Genomic DNA, 19,922 nt, shown 5'->3' on the forward strand with positions numbered 1-19,922 from the left:
TTACTTGTCCTGCGTCTGCGGCTTGCCCTTGTCGATCACTTCGCGGCAGTCGCCCTTGAATTTCGCGTTGTCGTAGTTGGTCCAGCCGTAGCTGTCCACCACCCGCTTGTGCACCTGGAAGTCCTTGTTCAGGAAGCTCCAGGAGGGCTTGTCGTCCGGGTAGCGGATGTTTGCCACGTCGAGCATGGTATGGAAGATGTTTTCGGTCGCCAGCTTGGCCTTGCGGTTGCGCAGCAGGGCGCCCACCTTGGCCGGATAATGTTCGAGGTACTGGTCGGAAAACCACATGAAGGCCGGCACGTGGAATTCGTAGTCGGTGTTGTGGCCGTGGAAGGCCAGGCGGCACGAACCGTCGTACAAGGTCTGGCCGTGGTCGGCGACGTACAGCATCGAGGCCAACTGGCCGGTGCCTTTCAGGTCGCCGATCACCTGCGCCAGGAACCAGTCGGTGTACAGGATCGAATTGTCGTAGCTGTTATTCAGTTGCGGCTTGATCTTCAAGTCGGTGTACACCGGCTTGTCGATGCCGAACAGCGACGGTTGCCACTTGTCGAATTCCTTGGGGTGGCGCTGGCTGTAATTCCAGTGGCTGCCCAGCGAATGCAGCACGATCAGCTTTTTCGGCGCCGGATCGGCCAGCGCGCGCTTGAGCGGTTCGAACAGCACGTCGTCGTAGTTGGAATGGTTGGTGAAGCCGCCCAGGTTGAGGAACTGGATCACGTCCGCTTCCTTGGCAAACACCGAGACCGGGGTGTCGTACTGGCCGAACGAGATCTGGTTCGACAGCCACCAGGTCTTGAAACCCGCTTCCTTGTAGGCGGTCAGGAAGGACTTTTCGCTGAAGCCATCCTTCAGGCTTTGCGTGGCCGGCTTGCGCGAGATGATGACCGGCACCGACAGGCGGGTCGCCGACACGGATGTGATCACGTCCGACAGCGGCACCAGGTTGCTTTCCTTGCCCAGCAAGGGATTGGTGTCGCGCTTGTAGCCGTTCAGGCCCCAGCGGTCGTAGCGCGAAGACTCGCCCAGTACCATCACCACGACTTCCGGCTGGGTGCCGCCATCGACCTGGCGCGCGCCGAACTCGAAGCTGGCGCTGCGTTCATTCAGGTCGGACAGATAGCGCCGCTCCTTATAGAAGTCATAGCCGCGCGCACCGAGGCCGAAAGGCCAGGATTCGATGAAGGCGTCCGGATCGAACGGCAGGCGCGCCCAGTAGGGCAGGGCAGGTCCGGGCAGGCGCAGGGTATGGGCGCCGGCCACCGCGGCGCCTGCCGAGGCGCTCTCGGCGGAACTGTCGTCCTCGGACGCGCTCTTGCTGGCGCCCGCACTACCGGCTGTTGCACTGGCCGCCGGGCGCGATGCCGGCGCCGCGTCGATGCCGAATTCATAGCCCCAGGCCGCTACCGCTGCCAGCCCCACCAGCGCAAACAGTGTCAGCCAGCGCGAACCGCCATGCCAGTCCAGTTCGCGCGTCTGGCGCGCGGCGCGGAAACTCAGCACCCACCAAACGGCCACGCCCACCATCACGGCCAGCATGGTCCACACCTTGCGGCCGAGGAATTCGAGCGCCTCTTGCGGGCTGGTTTCGGCCAGGATGCCGAGGTGGTGGGTGGAAATGCCCTGGCCGTAAAATACGAACAGGTAGATTTCGGTCGGCAAGGCGAGGAAGGCCGGGATCAGCAGCCAGTGGAAGTAGGCCGGCCGCTTGAACAGCGCCCACACCGTGACCCAGGCCACGCACTCGATCCCCAGCAACTGCCATGGCTGTTCCACCGGTTTGCCCAGCAGCAAAGGCACGAAGGGCACCGCGGATAGCGCCAGGTAGCTAAACAGGATGAACAGGTGTGAAGGGCGCGGCAGCATTGCTTACGGGAAAGTACGAAATGATCGCTATTATGATGCCAATAGCGGGCCGTGGGGCGTCCAAATACTGCCACTTTATTCAGCATTCCGGTTGACTGAGCTGTTAACCAGGTATATACTCGCGAGTTCTCCATTTAGTCTGCGCATCGTATACGCGTTTGAAAGGCTGTGGCTTTTTGCGCTGCCGATGCATTCTAAGAGATACCGTTTTAGCCCCCGGGCAAGGCTGCCTGGGTTGTCAATGCTGTAATTTTGTTGGATTTATAACGATGCCAACCATCAATCAATTGATTCGCCAACCACGTACCAAGCTGGTCGTGAAGAGCAAATCGCCGGCACTTGAAAACTGCCCGCAAAAGCGTGGCGTGTGCACCCGTGTGTACACCACCACTCCTAAGAAGCCTAACTCGGCGCTGCGTAAAGTTGCAAAAGTGCGTCTGACCAACGGTTTCGAAGTGATTTCGTACATCGGCGGTGAAGGCCACAACCTGCAGGAACACAGCGTTGTTCTGCTGCGCGGCGGTCGTGTAAAAGACTTGCCAGGTGTGCGTTACCACATGGTCCGTGGCTCTCTGGATACCCAGGGCGTTAAAGACCGTAAGCAAGCTCGCTCCAAGTACGGTGCGAAGCGCGCTAAGGCCGCTAAGAAGTAATTTGCAATTTAACTGAGTTGAGGCGGTCGCGAGACCGAGTAAGTGGATGGTCATGATGGCCACCGCGAGTGCCAAACAAGAGGCGCTCAACTGAAGAAAAGGAAATGACATGCCACGTCGTCGTGAAGTACCCAAGCGCGAAATTCTGCCGGATCCAAAATTCGGTAGCACCGAAGTCGCTAAATTCGTAAACGTCCTGATGCTGTCCGGCAAGAAGTCGGTTGCAGAAAACATCATCTACGGTGCCTTCGACCACATCCAATCCAAGTCCGGCAAGGACCCACTGGAAGTGTTCACCGCAGCGATCAACAACGCCAAGCCAATGGTTGAAGTTAAGTCCCGCCGCGTCGGTGGTGCTAACTACCAGGTTCCAGTCGAAGTGCGCCCAGTGCGCCGCCTGGCCCTGTCCATGCGTTGGCTGCGTGAAGCCGCTAACAAGCGCTCCGAAAAGTCCATGCCACAGCGCCTGGGCGGTGAGCTGCTGGAAGCCGCGGAAGGCCGTGGCGGTGCGATGAAGCGCCGTGACGAAGTCCACCGTATGGCAGAAGCGAACAAAGCGTTCTCGCACTTCCGCTTCTAATACGATTGGCCAGCCTGTACTGGCTGGCCTTGTTCAAGCCGGGCACATTTTTCGCAAGAGAATGCTGCTCGGTTTTGTCCATTCAAAGATTTAGGATCAATTATGGCCCGCAAGACCCCCATTGAGCGCTACCGTAACATCGGTATCTCCGCTCACATCGACGCTGGTAAGACCACCACCACCGAGCGCGTCCTGTTCTACACCGGCGTGAACCACAAGATTGGTGAAGTGCACGACGGCGCTGCCACCATGGACTGGATGGAGCAGGAACAAGAGCGCGGCATTACCATTACCTCGGCAGCGACGACCTGCTTCTGGAATGGTATGGCCAACAACTTCAAGCCACACCACATCAACATCATCGACACCCCAGGGCACGTTGACTTCACCATTGAAGTTGAGCGTTCCATGCGCGTGCTGGATGGCGCTTGCATGGTTTACTGCGCAGTGGGCGGCGTGCAGCCACAGTCTGAAACCGTATGGCGCCAGGCTAACAAGTACAAAGTGCCGCGTCTGGCCTTCGTGAACAAGATGGACCGTACCGGCGCCAACTTCTTCAAGGTCTACGAGCAGATGCGTTCGCGCCTGAAGGCCAACCCAGTCCTGATCCAGATCCCGATCGGCGCCGAAGACAACTTCAAAGGCGTAATCGACCTGGTCAAGATGAAGGCCATCATCTGGGACGACGCGTCCCAGGGCATGAAGTTCGACTACATGGACATCCCGGCTGAGCTGGCTGACTCCGCACAAGAGTGGCGTGAGAAGATGGTTGAAGCCGCTGCTGAAGCGAACGAAGACCTGATGAACAAGTACCTGGAAGAAGGCGAACTCTCTGAAGAAGAGATCAAGACCGCCCTGCGCCAGCGTACCATCGCTTCGGAAATCGTTCCGATGATGTGCGGCACCGCCTTCAAGAACAAGGGCGTGCAGGCCATGCTGGACGCCGTGATCGAATACCTGCCGTCGCCGATCGACATCGCCGACGTTGCCGGTACCGACGACGACGAACAGCCAGCCACCCGTAAAGCTTCGGACGAAGAAAAGTTCGCTGCGCTGGCATTCAAGATCATGACCGACCCGTTTGTGGGCCAGCTGGCCTTCTTCCGCGTCTACTCCGGCGTGGTGAATGCAGGCGACACCATCTACAACTCGGTCAAGCAGCGTAAAGAGCGCCTGGGCCGTATTCTGCAGATGCACGCTAACCAGCGTGAAGAGATCAAAGAAGTCCGCGCCGGCGACATCGCCGCTGCAGTCGGCCTGAAGGACGTGACCACCGGCGAAACCCTGTGCGATCCATCCTCGATCATCACCCTGGAAAAGATGGTGTTCCCAGAGCCAGTGATCCAGCAGGCAGTCGAGCCTAAGACCAAGGCTGACCAGGAAAAGATGGGCCTGGCCCTGAACCGCCTGGCACAGGAAGATCCTTCGTTCCGCGTGAAAACCGACGAAGAATCCGGCCAGACCATCATCGGTGGTATGGGCGAGCTGCACCTGGAAATTATCGTTGACCGTATGAAGCGCGAATTCGGCGTGGAAGCAACCGTTGGCAAGCCACAGGTTGCATACCGCGAAACCGTGCGTAAGTCGGTGTCCGACGTGGAAGGCAAGTTCGTCAAGCAGTCCGGTGGCCGCGGTCAGTACGGTCACGCCGTTGTTACCCTGGAACCACAGGAACAAGGCAAGGGCTTCGAATTCGTCGACGCGATCAAGGGCGGTGTGATTCCTCGCGAATTCATCCCTGCGGTGGAAAAAGGCGTGCGCGAAACCCTGAACAACGGTGTTCTGGCAGGCTACCCAGTGGTTGACGTCAAAGTCACCCTGACCTTCGGTTCCTACCACGACGTTGACTCGAACGAAAATGCATTCCGCATGGCCGGTTCGATGGCGTTCAAGGAAGCTTGCCGTCGCGCCAGCCCAGTGATTCTGGAGCCAATGATGGCTGTGGAAGTCGAGACTCCGGAAGACTACGCCGGTACCGTGATGGGCGACCTGTCGTCCCGCCGCGGTATGGTGCAAGGCATGGACGAGATCCCAGGCGGCGGCGGCAAGATCATCAAGGCAGAGGTACCTCTGTCCGAGATGTTCGGCTACTCGACCATCCTGCGTTCCGCGACCCAGGGCCGCGCGACCTACACCATGGAGTTCAAGCACTACTCCGAGGCGCCTAAGCACGTGATCGACGCAATCGTCACCGCCAAAGCGAAGTAAAATAAATAATTACCCGGGCGGGGGAGATCCTCCCGTCCGGCATTGACCTTAAATCAAAGTTCTGAGGAAGAATTAAAATGGCAAAAGAAAAGTTCGAGCGGACTAAACCGCACGTGAACGTTGGCACCATCGGTCACGTTGACCACGGCAAGACCACCCTGACCGCAGCTATCGCAACCGTCCTGTCGAAGAAATTCGGCGGCGAAGCCAAAGCTTACGACCAGATCGACGCTGCTCCAGAAGAAAAAGCACGCGGCATTACCATCAACACCGCCCACGTTGAGTACGAGACTGCAAACCGTCACTACGCTCACGTTGACTGCCCAGGCCACGCCGACTACATCAAGAACATGATTACCGGTGCTGCGCAGATGGACGGCGCGATCCTGGTTTGCTCCGCAGCTGACGGCCCAATGCCACAGACCCGCGAGCACATCCTGCTGGCACGCCAGGTTGGCGTTCCATACATCATCGTGTTCCTGAACAAGTGCGACCTGGTCGACGACGCAGAACTGCTGGAACTGGTCGAAATGGAAGTGCGTGAGTTGCTGTCCAAGTACGAATTCCCAGGCGACGACCTGCCAATCATCAAAGGTTCGGCACGTATGGCACTGGAAGGCGCAGCTGGCGAGATGGGCGAAGAGTGCATCATCCGTCTGGCTGATGCCCTGGATACCTACATCCCAACCCCAGAGCGCGCAGTTGACGGCGCCTTCCTGATGCCTGTGGAAGACGTGTTCTCGATCTCCGGCCGCGGTACCGTGGTGACCGGTCGTGTTGAGCGCGGCATCATCAAGGTCGGCGAAGAGATCGAAATCGTCGGTATCATCGACACCGTGAAAACCACCTGCACCGGCGTGGAAATGTTCCGCAAGCTGCTGGACCAGGGTCAAGCCGGCGACAACGTTGGCCTGCTGCTGCGCGGCACCAAGCGTGAAGACGTTCAGCGTGGTCAGGTTCTGGCGAAGCCAGGCTCGATCAAGCCGCACGATCACTTCACCGGCGAGATCTATGTTCTGTCGAAAGATGAAGGCGGCCGTCACACCCCGTTCTTCAACAACTACCGTCCACAGTTCTACTTCCGTACCACCGACGTGACCGGTTCGATCGAACTGCCAGCGGACAAAGAAATGGTTATGCCAGGCGACAACGTCTCCATCACCGTCAAGCTGATCTCCCCGATCGCTATGGAAGAAGGCCTGCGTTTCGCAATCCGTGAAGGCGGCCGTACCGTCGGCGCCGGCGTGGTAGCCAAGATCCTGGCCTAATCTGCCTGGGTGATTCAAACGGGCCGGCATGTGCTATCATGTCGGCCCGTCGCAGTAATTACATACATTGCCGGAAACATATTGTTGCCGGTTCGTTCTTTTAAGGAATAAGCATGTCCGCTCCAAACCAAAAGATCCGTATCCGCCTGAAGGCTTTCGACTACAAGCTGATCGACCAGTCCGCACTGGAAATCGTTGACACCGCCAAGCGCACCGGCGCCGTGGTAAAAGGCCCAGTTCCTCTGCCAACCCGTATCCAGCGTTACGACGTGCTGCGTTCCCCGCACGTGAACAAGACTTCGCGCGACCAGTTCGAAATCCGCACCCACCAGCGCCTGATGGACATCGTGGATCCAACCGACAAGACTGTTGACGCACTGATGAAGCTGGACCTGCCAGCTGGCGTGGACGTCGAAATCAAACTGCAGTAATCCCGGTTTCGTCGCAAGACACCTGAAAGGCCCGCTCTTGAGCGGGCTTTTCTTTTTCAAGGAATAGCCAATGAAACGCTTCGCAATATTCGCCGCCATTGCGGCACTGGCCATGCTGGCCGCATGTGGCAAGAAGAACCCGGCCGACCAGGCGGCACAGGACATCAAGGCCATGGGCGCCCAGCGCGACAAGGCGCAGGACGCGCTGAAAACGATGGAAGAGGCGCAGCAAAAGCAGAAAGAAGAAGCCGACAAGAACTGACGCGCTATACTGCCGCGCATGAGCGAAAAGACCATCCTGATCGTTGAAGACGAACAAGCCATTGCAGACAGTATTGCCTTTGCCCTCGGCAAGGAGGGCTTTGCCCCGCACCATGTGATGCTGGGCGAGCAGGCGCTGGCCGCCGCGCGCGAACTGGCGCCGGCATTGGTCATCCTCGATGTCGGCCTGCCTGATATCAGCGGCCTCGATGTGTGCCGCCGCCTGCGCCAGTTCAGCGAGGTGCCGGTGATCTTCCTCACCGCGCGTAGCGATGAAATCGACCGCATCGTCGGGCTGGAAATCGGCGCCGATGATTATGTGACCAAGCCATTCTCGCCGCGCGAACTGGTGGCGCGCGTGCGCGTGATCCTGCGCCGCGCCGGTAACGGCAACGGCGCGCCGGCGGCCCAGGCTGCGCCGTCAGTGCCAGCCACGCCGGCCGTCTCGCGCACGCCGGGCTTCGAACTGCGTGCCGCCGAAGCGCGCATCTTGTTCGCCGGACAGCCGCTCGACCTGACCCGCTACGAATACCTGCTGCTGAAAACCCTGCTCGAGCACCCGGGCCACGTGCTGTCGCGCGCCCAACTGATGGACCGCGTCTGGTGCGACGCGCCGGAAACACTGGACCGCACCGTGGACGCCCACGTCAAATCGCTGCGCGCCAAACTGCGCGCCATAGACGACAATGCCGATCCGATCCAGACCCATCGCGGCATGGGCTACAGCCTGCAGCCCGGCGCATGAAGATCGGCCTGCGCATCCTGCTCGGCTACTTCCTGATTGTCGGCCTGGCAGCCTGGTTCCTGCTCAACGTTTTTGTCCAGGAAGTCAAACCCGGCGCCCGTTCCACGCTGGAAGCGGCGATGAACGACACCGCGCAGTTGCTGGCCCAGGTGGTTGCAGACGACGTGAAGGAGGGCGCCACCGATGCCGCCCTGCTGGCGAAGATCGCCGCCGCCAGCCGCAACACCGATTACCGCATCACCATCACTGACGCGGAAGGCATTGTGCGCTTCGACTCGGCCGGCAAGTCGGTCGGCAAGGACTATTCACGCTGGAACGACGTCTACCTTACGCTGCGTGGCCAATACGGCGCGCGCATGACCAGCGAGGTGCCGCGCGATTACAGCAGCCTGGGAATGTACGTCGCCGCGCCGGTGCGTGACGGCCAGCGTACCATTGGCGTGCTGACCATCTCCAAGCCCATCTCCAGTGTGCAAGGCTTCATCGAGCGCAGCCAGCGCAAGATCCTCAAATGGGGCATCGTGCTGCTTGGCCTGTCGCTGATGATCGGCGTCGCCATCACCTGGCGCATGGCCAGCACCGTCAACAAGCTGATGGTCTTCGTGGAAGAGGTGCAGGCCGGCCGCAAGGCCGTCATGCCCAAGCTGGGCAGCAGCGAGATCAGTACCCTCGGCCATGCGCTGGAAGCCATGCGCGCCAAGCTGGAAGGCAAGGATTACGTCGAGACCCTGATGCACACGCTCACGCATGAATTGAAAAGCCCGATTGCCGCGATCCAGGCCACGGCCGAGCTGCTGGAAGAAGACATGCCGCCCGAGCAGCGCCGCCAGTTCCTGTCCACCATCCAGGCCCAGAACGCCCGCCAGCGCGACCTGATCGACAAGCTGCTGGCACTGGTGCGGGTCGAGAAGCAGCAGCGCATCGACGACGCCGCGCCGCTCGACGTTTCAGATCTGTTGCAAGACGTGGCCGGCGACTTCCAGGCCCGCCTCGCTGCACGCAAGCTGCACCTGGAAATGCAGGCCGATCCCGCGCTGCAACTGCGCGGCGACGCCTTGCTGCTGCGCCAGGCGCTGGGCAACCTGCTGGACAACGCCATCCGCTTCGCGCCGCCAGGCAGCACGGTGACGATGTCCGCGCAGCGCAGCGATGGCCATGTCGAAATCAGCGTGCGGGATGCCGGCCCCGGCATCCCGGCATACGCCGAAGCGCGCCTGTTCGAGCGCTTTTATTCGCTGCCGCGCCCTGACGGCGCTAAGAGCACCGGGCTTGGCTTGCCCTTCGTGCGCGAGGTTGCCGCCCTGCACGGCGGCAGTGCGCAGGTGGCGAACGGCGAGGCTGGCGGCTGCCGCGCCGCCTTGCTGCTGCCGCTTCACACCGAACGCATCGCCAGCGCATAAACGCTCCCTACACTGGCGCAATTTGCGCTAGCGATGGAGCACTCTTGAAACGAACCTCGATATCCCTGGTACTGGCGCTGCTGGTGTTGGCGCTCCTTGCTGCCGGCATCTGGGTCTGGCAGCGCAATGGCGCCTACGGCTTCAATGTCCTGCAGCGGCGTGGCGGAACCTACTGGGTCAGGATTGGCGCCGGCGACGCCCGCTTGCCGCCATCCATGCGCGCGGCTTTGCAGGACACCGTGCCGGCGGTCTCCGCGGGCCAGTTCTACTGGCGTGAGTTTGAGCCAGGTTACGAAGTGGCTGAAATGCCGGTGCTGTCGCCTGACGGCGAAGTCGACCGCGTCCTGCTCAACCGGATCGATCCCAAGCATTTCCGCTTCGTGGTGCGCAGCGCACCGGCAGGTGACAAGGGGCTGGACGAATGGGAGCGCGCCTTGCCCGGTGCAGTGCTGATTGTAAACGGCAGCTATTTCGATTTGAAAGGCAAACCGGATACTCCCCTCATCAGTGAAGGCGAGCAGCTTGGCCCGAGCCAGTACCAGGCCCGTGCCGGCGCCTTTGTTGGACGCGAGGACGGCAGTGCCGGCGTGCGCGACCTGACCCAGGCGAAGTGGCAGGACGCTATGGCGGGCGCGCGCAATGCGATGGTCGCTTATCCGCTCTTGCTGGACGAGGATGGGCAGACGCACGTGAACCTGAAAAGCCGCTGGCTCGCCAACCGCACCTTCGTAGCGCAGGACAAGGCGGGACGCATCCTGATCGGCACCACCCGTGACGCATTCTTCTCGCTCGACCGGCTAGCGGATTTTCTCAAGGACGCGCCATTGGATCTCACGCTGGCGCTCAATCTGGACGGCGGACCAATTGCCTGCCAGAGCGTGCGCTTGCACGGATTCCAGCGCAAATTCTATGCGCAATGGGAAGCGCAGGTAAGCGATGGCGCACCGAAAGGCTCCGAGGTCAGTTTGCTGCGTTGGCCGTTTGCGCAAGCGACATGGGCCATGCCGGTCGTGCTGACAGTTGAGCGTGCGCGCTGAACCGGTGCGCAAAATATCCGCTGCCTTCACACAGAACGCATCTTCCCCGCACACCAGCTTTCTACACTGGCGCAACCATAACAACAGGAAGCACCACCATGCAAAAGAAGCTCTTGTTCAAAGCACTCATCGTCGCCTTGCTGATGCTGCTGCTCGGCGTGCCGCTGGCCATGATCCAGTCCACCATCAGCGAACGCATCGCCTACCGCGAAGAGGCCGCGCACAGCATCGCCAACGACTCGGTGGGCGAACAGCATATTTATGGGCCGGTGCTGGTGATGCCGTACAGCGAGGTGTACACCGTGGAGGAGAAGGACAAGGACGGTAAGGCGGAAACGAAGCGCTACCGCAAGCAATCGCAGCACCTGGTGTTCCCCAACCAGTTGGAAGTCTTGTCCAGCCTCGGCACCGAGCGCCGCCACCGCGGCATCCACCAGGTGCTGATGTTCAATGGCGCGCACAAGATCAACGGCGACTTCAGCGTGCCCGCGATGGCCGAACTGCCGCACACTGAAACCGGCTCGCAGATCACGCCGGAGCGCCCCTACATCGCGCTGGCCGTGGCCGACGTGCGCGGTGTGCGCGATATCCCGCGCCTGGTGTGGGGCACCCGCAGCGTCGAATTCGAGCAAGGCTCCGGCTTGCGCTCTTCGCGCCAGGGTTTGCACGCCACGCTGTCGATGGAGGATGCTGCGGCGGGCCCGGTCAAGTTCAGCTTCAACCTGAACCTGGCGGGCATGAACAGCCAGGGCTTTGTACCGCTGGCGCGCAATAATCGGTTTGTCATGTCCTCGGCCTGGCCTCATCCGCAATTCAGCGGCCGCTTCTTGCCGGAGCAATACAATATCGACGACAAGGGCTTCCAGGCCGTGTGGCGCATTTCCTCGCTGGCCAGCGAGGCCCAGGCCCAGCTCCGCCAGCGCGAACAGTCGGCGGGCCAGGGCGAAAATGCCTTGCCGGCGCTGGATACCATTGAGGCTGCCTTCATCGAGCCGGTGAATGTGTACTCGATGGCTGACCGTGCCACCAAGTATGGCCTGCTGTTTGTCGCGCTGACCTTCGCCGCCTTCTTCCTGTTCGAAGTGATGAAGCGGCTGCCGATCCATCCGGTGCAGTACCTGCTGGTGGGACTGGCCCTGGCGCTGTTCTTCCTGCTGCTGGTCAGCCTGTCCGAGCACTATGACTTTGTCGCTTCCTACCTCGTCGCCAGCGCAGCCTGCATCGTGCTGATTGCTTACTACCTGATGCACGTGCTGCATGACTGGAAGCGCGGCCTGGGCTTCGGCGGCGCACTGTGCGCCTTGTACGGCATCCTGTTCGGCCTGCTCAATTCGGAGAACAACGCCCTGATGCTGGGCGCGATCCTGCTATTCGCCGTGCTGGCAGCCATCATGGTCGCGACCCGCAAGGTGGACTGGTACAACCTGAATACCCCGGCGCCTGCGCCGGTGGAGCAGGCGTGATGCTGCCGGGCGGCTTGCTGACGCCCTCCCTCACCGAGGGCGCGCAACTGGTGGTGCTGTCCGGCTATACGGCCGGCCAGCCCGCCGGCCCCGTGCGGGTGGTGCTGGACCAGCGTGGCGCGCGCGTGGTGCTGGTGCTGGCCAGTTACGAGACGGTGGCCTGGCAGCTTGACGTGCGGCCCGGGACTGAGTTGGTCGCGGTCGTCGTCAGCGCTTACCGCGCGGTCGCCGTGGCTGGACATGGCGCCGCTCCGGCGTATCGCCTGGCGCTACCGTGTGCGCCGACGCCGGACAGTGCCGCCTACCAGGACCTGATGCTGATTCTGCAAACGAGGTTGGGCCGCAGCCGGCCGGATAGCTTCCGCGGCTATCTACGTTTGCCCGAGCAAGTGGCGATTGCCTCCTGCGGATCAACGGCGAGCGCCGCGGCGCCGCCACAGCCACGCGTACAGCAAAAGGTTTACCCCCAGCACGACGCCCGCCAATACGTACTGCACGGCAGGCGTCAGGCCAGCCGGGTAGATCAGGGGCAGCAGGTAATGCTCGATGAATCCATCCGCATAGCCTTGCTGGCCTGCGCGCACGCGTAAGGCGTTTTCCAGGTAGGTGAGCGGGCAGATCGCGCCCGTCAGCTCAATCCCGATTGCCCACACTGCCGCTGGCAAGTGCACTCGCACCACGCTCGGCCAGCGCAGCGCCAGGACGGCGCCGCACAGCGCAAACAGGATGAAGGCCAGGTGCAGCACGAGGAGCGCATCGGCAGCGAAGCGAAGTAGCATGCAGGCATTCTACTCGCGCGAGATGGTTGAGCCCGAGTCACACCGTGGGGTCACACCCCAAGTGTGACACGGGCTCTGCCGTTTAGGGGCGGGTGAAGCTCCATTGCTGGTTGCTGCCGTTGGTGAGCGGCCACTGGATGATCTGCGCGTTCTCGGCGGTGCTCTTGTTTTGCACGTCGAGCACGTAGCCGCTCAGCAGGTTCTTTACCGTGTACCAGCCGCTGGACGGGCTGGCGAAGCTCCAGTGCTGGCCGTTGCCGGCCCAGTATGACCATTGCGCGATATTGGTGCCGGCGCTGGTGGAGTTTTCCCAGTTGTCCAGGCTGAGCAGGCTGCCGGCGTTGATCACGCTGTACTGGCCGTCGCCGTGACCGACCACATACCACTGCTGGTGCTTGCCACCGCTGTAACTCTGCTGTTGCACCATGGCGCCGTTGCTGGTGGAAGCGTTGGCGAGCGCCAGTGCCTTGCCGCTCAGGCGCGACTTGATCACGTAGGGCCCGTCGCTCATGCCGCCGCAGCCGGCGAAGTTGCTGAAGTTGCGCGTCAGCGCTGGCCAGCCGCCGCTGTATGTCATGCGCAGGATGTCGAGCTTGGCATTGCCGCTGTCGTTCAGGTCGTAGTAGTGGATCGAGGTGAAATTGCAGCCATCCTGCTTCAGCACGCCGATATGGCCGGGGCCTTTGTATTTGCCGTCGACATTGGGCAACACGGTGCGGGTGCCGGAGTAGGGGCCGGTGATGCTGGTGGCGCGCTGTACTTCAACGTAGTAGGTGCTGTTGGAACCCTTGCAGCAGGCGCCGCGGTTGACGAACAGGTAGTAGTAGCCGCCGTCGCGCGTGATGTAGGGCGCTTCGATGTCCTGCCCGTTGCCGCCCCAGATCTTTGTGACATTGCCGGCCAGCTTGCCGGTCGATTGATTGATCTCCGCTACGCCGATGCCGCCGAAGAAGGAGCCGTAGCTCATATACACCTTGCCGTCATGGTCGCGGTACAGGGCCGGGTCGATGGCATTGATCTCGCTGCTGCCGCCAAACGATTCGACCACGATGCCGAGGTCGGTCCAGGCCGGGTTCTTCAGCGAAGGCGAGCGCGCCACGCCGATGGCCGAGCTGGAGGTGCCGAAGGTCGAGACCGAGTAGTAAATGTAGAAATAGCCGTTCATGTGGATCACGTCCGGCGCCCAGAACGAACCGCTGAAGTTGGGGATCTTGTTGCTGATCCAGCTTGGATAGCTGCTGAACACCGGCCCTGGGCCGCCTTGCCAGGTGGCCAGGTCGGTCGAGGTGGAATACCAGATCCCGCTGCCGGTGGTGAAGTTGAACCAGGTGTCGCCATCCTTGGTGATGGTGCCGGGGTCATGGGCGTTCTGCAGCCCGGCCAGGTTGATGGCCTGCGCCGCCAGGGCGTGCAGGCACAGGCAGAGTACTGCCAGCAGTTTCTTCATTGGGTCTCCTTTATGGTTGTAGGGCGCACTGGCCCATCACCACATTAGGAGTACTTGCCGGCTGGCACCAATGAGTTTTTCAGGCGCTGCGATACCGTTTCCGGCATGCCCCCAGCAGGCCGAGCCCGCCCACCAGCATGCCCCAGCCGGCCGGTTCCGGCACCGGCGATGGCGGGATGGCGCTGACCGACAGATTGGTGCTCCACAGCAGTTGCTGGTTGGTGCCGGTGGTATTCGTCCAGCTCAAAGAAAAGTTGTCGGTATAGCCATCGGGAGCGTCGGCCAGGCGGGTGGTGCGCCCATAATCGTTGCCGCATTCTCCAGGCGCCAGGTCGAGGCAGACGCCAACGATGCCGGTGCCGAAGGCCTGGCCGCTGGTGCTGTTGTCGAATTCCAGCGCGACCTGGCCGCTGACGGTGATGCTGGCGCCCGGCGCGAGGTAGACAAAGGTGTTGGTCCACAAGTCGGTATTGCCCCAACGCCATGGCGCGTCGCTGTCAACCATCGAGACCGCCAGCTCGCCGCCACCGCCCAGGGCATTCCAGCTGCCGTGGGTCAGCGATCCGCCATGGGCGGCCGAGGTGGCCAGCGGCGCCCAGCTATCGCGGTGGCTGTCGTACTGGGAAACGTCATGGTCATTGCTGACATTGATTATGCGCGACGCCATTTCCCAGGAGCTGGGCTGGAACGCGACATTGCCGCTGGTCTGGATCTGCAGCTGCTCCAGGCTCAGGGTGGCGCCGACAGTGCCGGCGCGGGCAGGGGAAATGGCCAGCAGGGCGGCCAGGACAGCAGGAATTGTCAGTTTAACCATGCTTACCTCCTTGCGCGAAGGTGGCAATCTTAGCTGGAAGTTAATTCATGGCGGCGCCCGCTTGCCGGGTGGCCAAAACCGCCGACATACCTCGTACAAAGCTGTTGCGTCAAGGGGCAAATGCCGGTACACTAACCGGCTTCGGTATGGGTTCGTCTTTTTTATGGCCCGTATCTTTTTTTGTAGTTAAACAAAGCCCCGCCCAATCGTAGGTGGGAATGGAGAAAAAATGAGCCTTGGCCTCCTCGGTCGCAAGGTTGGTATGATGCGCATCTTCACCGATGACGGGGATTCGATCCCAGTCACCGTGGTCGACGTGTCGAACAACCGTGTTGCGCAAATCAAAACTCCTGAAGTGGATGGTTATTCCGCTGTTCAGGTTGTCTTCGGTCAGCGTCGCGCATCCCGCGTGACTAAAGCTGCTGCCGGTCATTACGCTAAAGCTGGTGTTGAAGCAGGTTCCTTCCTGAAGGAATTCCGCGTTGACGCTGCAAAAGCTGCAGAACTGAAAGCTGGTGAAGTTATCGCCGCTTCCCTGTTCGAAGTCGGTCAGAAGATCGACGTGCAAGGTGTGTCGATTGGTAAAGGCTATGCCGGTACCATCAAGCGTCACAACTTCGCATCGGGTCGTCAAACCCACGGTAACTCCCGTTCGCACAACGTACCAGGCTCGATCGGTATGGCGCAGGATCCAGGCCGTGTGTTCCCAGGTAAGCGCATGACCGGTCACATGGGCGACGTCACCGTCACCACCCAGAACCTGGAAATCGCTCGTATCGATGCTGATCGCCAGCTGTTGCTGGTGAAGGGTGCAGTACCAGGCGCGAAAAACGGCCAGGTTGTTGTGTCGCCAGCTGTTAAAGTTAAAGCAAAGAAGGGAGCTTAAACGATGGAACTCAAGCTCTTGAACGCGCAAGGTCAAGCCGCCTCTAACATCGCCGCCGCAGACACCGTCTTCGGTCGTGATTACAACGAAGCGCTGATCCACCAGGTCGTGGTTGCTTACGCTGCTAACGCACGTAGCGGTAACCGCAAGCAAAAAGACCGTGAAGAAGTCCACCACACGACGAAAAAGCCATGGCGCCAAAAAGGTACCGGCCGTGCACGTGCTGGTATGTCCTCGTCGCCACTGTGGCGCGGCGGTGGTCGCATCTTCCCGAACTCGCCTGACGAGAACTTCACCCACAAAGTGAACAAGAAGATGTATCGCGCAGGTATCTGCTCGATCCTGTCCCAGCTGGCTCGCGAAGAGCGCCTGGTGGTGATCGAAGATATCGCAATCGATGCTCCTAAGACCAAGCTGCTGTCGCAAAAGCTGACCGGCATGGGTCTGGACTCGGTCCTGATCGTTACCGACACCATCCAGGAAAACCTGGAACTGGCTTCCCGCAACCTGCCGAACGTGCTGGTTGTCGAGCCACGTCACGCTGACCCAATGTCCCTGGTCTTCTACAAGAAGGTCCTGGTCACCAAGGCAGCCCTGGCACAGATTGAGGAGATGCTGGCATGAGCGCAGTTATCAAACACAGCGAAGAGCGCCTGATGAAGGTGCTGCTGGCTCCGGTCATTTCCGAAAAAGCCACCATGGTTGCGGAAAAGAACGAACAGATCGTGTTCCTGGTTTCCAAGGATGCGACCAAGCCAGAAATCAAGGCCGCCGTTGAACTGCTGTTCAAGGTTGAAGTGGAATCGGTGCAGACCGTGAACCGCGAAGGTAAGGTCAAGCGTTCCGGCCGTTTCGTCGGTCGCCGCAACCACACCAAGCGTGCTTTCGTGTGCCTGAAGCCAGGCCAGGAAATCAATTTCACCGAGGAGGCTAAATAATGGCACTCGTTAAGATGAAGCCAACCTCCCCAGGCCGTCGCGGCATGGTGAAGGTTGTGAACAGCGACCTGTACAAAGGTCGTCCGTTCGCCGCCCTGCTGGAAAAGAAGTCGAAGACTGCTGGCCGTAACAACAACGGTCACATCACCACCCGCCACATCGGCGGTGGCCACAAGCAGCACTACCGTATTGTAGACTTCAAGCGCAACAAGGATGGCATCCCTGCGAAAGTGGAACGTATCGAATACGATCCAAACCGTACCGCACACATCGCCCTGCTGTGCTACGCCGACGGCGAGCGCAAGTACATCATCGCCCCTAAAGGCGTTGCTGTCGGCGACACCCTGCTGAACGGTTCGGAAGCGCCGATCAAGGCCGGTAACTGCCTGCCTATCCGTAACATCCCAGTCGGCACCAACATCCACTGCGTGGAAATGCTGCCAGGTAAAGGTGCCCAGATGGCCCGTACCGCTGGTGCTGTTGTGGTCCTGATGGCCCGTGAAGGTACCTACGCCCAGGTTCGCCTGCGCTCCGGCGAAGTGCGCCGCGTGCACATCGAGTGCCGCGCCACCATCGGCGAAGTCGGCAATGCTGAGCACAGCCTGCGCAAGATCGGTAAAGCCGGTGCCATGCGTTGGCGCGGTGTTCGCCCAACCGTCCGCGGTGTGGTCATGAACCCGATCGACCACCCGCACGGTGGTGGTGAAGGCCGTACCGCAGCTGGTCGTCATCCAGTGTCCCCATGGGGCCAGCAGACCAAGGGTAAGAAGACTCGCTCCAACAAGCGTACTTCTTCGATGATCGTCTCTCGCCGCGGCAAGAAATAAGGATAAACCATGACTCGTTCATTGAAAAAAGGGCCGTTCTGCGACGCCCACCTGGTGAAAAAAGTCGAGACCGCGCAAGCGACCAAAGACAAAAAGCCAATTAAAACCTGGTCCCGTCGCTCGACGATCATGCCTGACTTCATCGGTCTGACCATTGCCGTGCACAACGGCAAGGTCCACGTGCCTGTGTACGTTTCCGAGAACATGGTTGGTCACAAGCTCGGCGAATTCGCGCTGACCCGTACCTTCAAGGGCCACGCTGCTGACAAAAAGGCTAAGAAATAATGGAAACCAAAGCTATCCTCAAAGGCGTGCGCCTGTCGGATCAAAAGGGTCGCCTGATCGCTGACCTGATTCGCGGCAAGAAGGTTGACGCTGCGCTGAACATCCTGCAGTTCAGCCCTAAGAAAGGCGCGTTCATCGTCAAGAAAGTGCTGGAGTCCGCGATTGCGAACGCCGAGCACAACGACGGTGCCGACATCGACGAGCTGGTCGTGAAAACGATCTACGTCGAAAAGGGCCCAGTCCTGAAGCGCTTCACTGCACGCGCTAAAGGTCGTGGCGACCGTATCTCGAAACAATCCTGTCACATTTACGTGACTGTCGGTAACTAAGGAGCTGCGATGGGTCAGAAAATTCATCCAACCGGTTTCCGTCTGGCGGTCACCCGTAACTGGGCATCTCGCTGGTACGCAACCAACGGTAACTTCGCTTCGATGCTGAACGAAGACCTGAAGGCACGTGCTTTCCTGAAAAAGAAGCTGAAAAACGCTTCCGTCGGCCGCATCGTGATCGAGCGTCCTGCCAAGAACGCCCGCTTCACCGTGTACAGCTCGCGTCCTGGCGTCGTGATCGGCAAGAAGGGCGAAGACATCGAAGTGCTGAAGTCCGCCCTGACCAAGATCATGGGCGTGCCAGTGCACGTGAATATCGAAGAAATCCGCAAGCCGGAAATCGACGCTCAGCTGATCGCTGACTCGATCTCGCAGCAGCTGGAAAAGCGTATTATGTTCCGCCGCGCCATGAAGCGCGCCATGCAGAACGCAATGCGCCTGGGCGCCCAGGGCATCAAGATCATGTCCTCCGGTCGTCTGAACGGCATCGAGATCGCCCGTACCGAATGGTATCGCGAAGGCCGCGTGCCGCTGCATACCCTGAAGGCGGACATCGACTACGGTACCTCCGAAGCCTCCACCACCTACGGCATCATCGGTGTCAAGGTGTGGGTGTACAAGGGTGACCGCTCCGCCACCGGCGAAGCACCAGTCATCGACACCCCGGCTGAAGAGAAGAAGCCACGTGGCCCGCGCCGCGAAGACGGCAAGCCAGCAGGCCGCCGCCCAGCAGGTGCCGGTGCTAAACCAGGCGCACCAGCCGCCCGCCGCGCTGCCAAGCCGGCTGCAGCTGATAAAGCAGGAGAATAAGCATGCTGCAACCTAGCCGCAGGAAATATCGTAAAGAGCAGAAAGGCCGCAACACCGGCATTTCGCACTCCACCGGCACTAACGTGTCGTTCGGTGAGTTCGGCCTGAAGGCCGTGGCACGTGGTCGTATCACCGCGCGCCAGATCGAGTCCGCACGTCGTGCGATGACCCGTCACATCAAACGTGGTGGCCGTATCTGGATCCGTGTATTCCCAGACAAGCCGATCTCCAACAAGCCTGCCGAAGTCCGTATGGGTAACGGTAAAGGTAATCCGGAGTACTACGTTGCCGAAATCCGTCCAGGCAAAGTCCTGTACGAAATGGATGGCGTTGGCGAGGAACTGGCACGCGAAGCGTTCCGTCTGGCTGCTGCTAAACTGCCTCTGGCTACCACCTTCGTGGTGCGCCAGGTTGGCCAATAATTGGAGTGAAATATGAAAGCATCTGAACTCCGTGGCAAAGACCAGGCTGCACTGCAGAAGGAACTGAACGACCTGCTGAAGGCGCAGTTCGGTCTGCGCATGCAAGCTGCTACCCAGCAGCTGGGCAACAGCTCGCAGCTGAAGAAGGTCCGCCGCGACATCGCCCGCGTGAAAACGGTAATGAACTCGAAGGAAGCGAAATGACCGAACAAGTTAAGCTGAAGCGTACTCTGATCGGTAAAGTCGTGTCCGACAAGATGGACAAGACCGTTACCGTTCTGATCGAACGTCACGTCAAGCACCCTCTGTATGGCAAGATCATCGTGCGTAGCGCCAAGTACCACGCGCACGACGAGACCAACCAGGTCAAAGCCGGTGACACGGTAGAGATCGTGGAAGGTCGTCCGATCTCCAAAACGAAGGCGTGGACGGTGACCCGTGTAGTGCAAGCTGCACAAATCGTCTAAGTAAGT

At 60.3% G+C, this 19,922-nt stretch carries 24 protein-coding genes; 20 read left to right on the top strand and 4 right to left on the bottom strand.

The window, feature by feature from the left end; translation table 11 throughout:
• The gene (locus tag ACQ4MM_RS17235; RefSeq protein ID WP_431478506.1) at positions 1-1,866 is read right to left on the bottom strand and encodes a phosphoethanolamine transferase; all 1,866 of its coding nucleotides are present in this window, start codon (positions 1,864-1,866) and stop codon (positions 1-3) included.
• Positions 1,867-2,135: 269 nt separating this feature from the next.
• Here ACQ4MM_RS17235 and rpsL point away from each other — a divergent pair, with 269 nt between their 5' ends.
• From rpsL to creD, 10 genes are all read left to right on the top strand, one after another.
• Positions 2,136-2,519, top strand: coding sequence for a 30S ribosomal protein S12 (gene rpsL, locus ACQ4MM_RS17240; RefSeq protein ID WP_028102972.1), 384 nt, complete (start codon positions 2,136-2,138; stop codon positions 2,517-2,519).
• A 109-nt stretch (positions 2,520-2,628) separates the two neighbouring features.
• Complete coding sequence (gene rpsG / locus ACQ4MM_RS17245) at positions 2,629-3,099, top strand: 30S ribosomal protein S7 (RefSeq protein WP_028102973.1); 471 nt, start codon at positions 2,629-2,631, stop codon at positions 3,097-3,099.
• A 102-nt stretch (positions 3,100-3,201) separates the two neighbouring features.
• Entirely contained in the window at positions 3,202-5,307 is a 2,106-nt protein-coding gene (fusA, locus tag ACQ4MM_RS17250; protein ID WP_431478507.1) for an elongation factor G, read from the top strand.
• 77 nt (positions 5,308-5,384) lie between these two features.
• Positions 5,385-6,575, top strand: coding sequence for an elongation factor Tu (gene tuf, locus ACQ4MM_RS17255; RefSeq protein WP_431477626.1), 1,191 nt, complete (start codon positions 5,385-5,387; stop codon positions 6,573-6,575).
• A 113-nt stretch (positions 6,576-6,688) separates the two neighbouring features.
• Positions 6,689-7,006 carry a 30S ribosomal protein S10 gene (gene rpsJ / locus ACQ4MM_RS17260; protein ID WP_028101676.1) on the top strand — a complete coding sequence of 106 codons (318 nt, stop codon included), beginning with the start codon at positions 6,689-6,691 and terminating at the stop codon, positions 7,004-7,006.
• A 70-nt stretch (positions 7,007-7,076) separates the two neighbouring features.
• Positions 7,077-7,268 carry a hypothetical protein gene (locus tag ACQ4MM_RS17265; protein WP_431478508.1) on the top strand — a complete coding sequence of 64 codons (192 nt, stop codon included), beginning with the start codon at positions 7,077-7,079 and terminating at the stop codon, positions 7,266-7,268.
• 18 nt (positions 7,269-7,286) lie between these two features.
• A complete protein-coding gene (gene creB, locus ACQ4MM_RS17270; protein ID WP_431478509.1) occupies positions 7,287-8,012 on the top strand; it encodes a two-component system response regulator CreB in 726 nt (241 codons plus the stop codon).
• Complete coding sequence (gene creC / locus ACQ4MM_RS17275; protein ID WP_431478510.1) at positions 8,009-9,412, top strand: two-component system sensor histidine kinase CreC; 1,404 nt, start codon at positions 8,009-8,011, stop codon at positions 9,410-9,412. Before creB ends, creC begins: the two co-directional genes overlap by 4 nt.
• 44 nt (positions 9,413-9,456) lie before the next feature.
• The gene (locus ACQ4MM_RS17280; RefSeq protein ID WP_431478511.1) at positions 9,457-10,449 is read left to right on the top strand and encodes a phosphodiester glycosidase family protein; all 993 of its coding nucleotides are present in this window, start codon (positions 9,457-9,459) and stop codon (positions 10,447-10,449) included.
• Positions 10,450-10,547: 98 nt separating this feature from the next.
• Complete coding sequence (gene creD, locus ACQ4MM_RS17285) at positions 10,548-11,912, top strand: cell envelope integrity protein CreD (RefSeq protein WP_431478512.1); 1,365 nt, start codon at positions 10,548-10,550, stop codon at positions 11,910-11,912.
• Positions 11,913-12,322: 410 nt separating this feature from the next.
• Here the strand turns inward: creD and ACQ4MM_RS17290 are convergent, their stop codons facing one another.
• The 3 genes from ACQ4MM_RS17290 to ACQ4MM_RS17300 all read right to left on the bottom strand — a co-directional run bounded on the left by ACQ4MM_RS17290 (position 12,323) and on the right by ACQ4MM_RS17300 (position 14,952).
• A complete protein-coding gene (locus tag ACQ4MM_RS17290; RefSeq protein ID WP_431478513.1) occupies positions 12,323-12,691 on the bottom strand; it encodes a DUF2784 domain-containing protein in 369 nt (122 codons plus the stop codon).
• 82 nt (positions 12,692-12,773) lie between these two features.
• Positions 12,774-14,138, bottom strand: a complete 1,365-nt coding sequence (locus ACQ4MM_RS17295) for a family 43 glycosylhydrolase (protein ID WP_431478514.1) — start codon at positions 14,136-14,138, stop codon at positions 12,774-12,776.
• A 79-nt stretch (positions 14,139-14,217) separates the two neighbouring features.
• Positions 14,218-14,952, bottom strand: a complete 735-nt coding sequence (locus ACQ4MM_RS17300) for a PEP-CTERM sorting domain-containing protein (RefSeq protein ID WP_431478515.1) — start codon at positions 14,950-14,952, stop codon at positions 14,218-14,220.
• Positions 14,953-15,181: 229 nt separating this feature from the next.
• On the opposite strand from ACQ4MM_RS17300, the gene rplC reads away from it, so the two are divergent.
• From rplC to rpsQ, 10 genes are read left to right on the top strand one after another with little or no spacing between them, the layout of a single operon-like run.
• Positions 15,182-15,838 carry a 50S ribosomal protein L3 gene (gene rplC, locus ACQ4MM_RS17305; RefSeq protein ID WP_431478516.1) on the top strand — a complete coding sequence of 219 codons (657 nt, stop codon included), beginning with the start codon at positions 15,182-15,184 and terminating at the stop codon, positions 15,836-15,838.
• Between the two features lie 3 nt (positions 15,839-15,841).
• Positions 15,842-16,462, top strand: a complete 621-nt coding sequence (rplD, locus tag ACQ4MM_RS17310) for a 50S ribosomal protein L4 (protein WP_431478517.1) — start codon at positions 15,842-15,844, stop codon at positions 16,460-16,462.
• Positions 16,459-16,776: a 50S ribosomal protein L23 gene (rplW, locus tag ACQ4MM_RS17315; RefSeq protein WP_028101665.1), complete on the top strand. Its 318-nt coding sequence runs from the start codon at positions 16,459-16,461 to the stop codon at positions 16,774-16,776. The genes rplD and rplW overlap by 4 nt, the downstream gene beginning before the upstream one ends.
• Entirely contained in the window at positions 16,776-17,603 is an 828-nt protein-coding gene (gene rplB, locus ACQ4MM_RS17320; protein WP_055937620.1) for a 50S ribosomal protein L2, read from the top strand. The genes rplW and rplB overlap by 1 nt, the downstream gene beginning before the upstream one ends.
• Positions 17,604-17,612: 9 nt before the next feature.
• Positions 17,613-17,888, top strand: coding sequence for a 30S ribosomal protein S19 (gene rpsS, locus ACQ4MM_RS17325; RefSeq protein WP_055937623.1), 276 nt, complete (start codon positions 17,613-17,615; stop codon positions 17,886-17,888).
• The gene (gene rplV / locus ACQ4MM_RS17330) at positions 17,885-18,217 is read left to right on the top strand and encodes a 50S ribosomal protein L22 (protein WP_170860297.1); all 333 of its coding nucleotides are present in this window, start codon (positions 17,885-17,887) and stop codon (positions 18,215-18,217) included. Before rpsS ends, rplV begins: the two co-directional genes overlap by 4 nt.
• A 9-nt stretch (positions 18,218-18,226) precedes the next feature.
• The gene (gene rpsC, locus ACQ4MM_RS17335; protein WP_055937629.1) at positions 18,227-19,027 is read left to right on the top strand and encodes a 30S ribosomal protein S3; all 801 of its coding nucleotides are present in this window, start codon (positions 18,227-18,229) and stop codon (positions 19,025-19,027) included.
• Positions 19,028-19,029: 2 nt separating this feature from the next.
• Positions 19,030-19,449, top strand: coding sequence for a 50S ribosomal protein L16 (rplP, locus tag ACQ4MM_RS17340; protein ID WP_028101660.1), 420 nt, complete (start codon positions 19,030-19,032; stop codon positions 19,447-19,449).
• Positions 19,450-19,461: 12 nt separating this feature from the next.
• Entirely contained in the window at positions 19,462-19,653 is a 192-nt protein-coding gene (gene rpmC, locus ACQ4MM_RS17345) for a 50S ribosomal protein L29 (protein ID WP_028101659.1), read from the top strand.
• On the top strand, positions 19,650-19,916 hold the full coding sequence (gene rpsQ / locus ACQ4MM_RS17350) for a 30S ribosomal protein S17 (RefSeq protein ID WP_055937633.1): 267 nt from the start codon (positions 19,650-19,652) through the stop codon (positions 19,914-19,916). Before rpmC ends, rpsQ begins: the two co-directional genes overlap by 4 nt.
• Positions 19,917-19,922: the final 6 nt, after the last annotated feature.

Origin of the sequence: Massilia eburnea (genome assembly GCF_050709955.1) — a bacterium.
Taxonomy (GTDB): Bacteria; Pseudomonadota; Gammaproteobacteria; order Burkholderiales; family Burkholderiaceae_D; genus Rugamonas; species Rugamonas eburnea_A.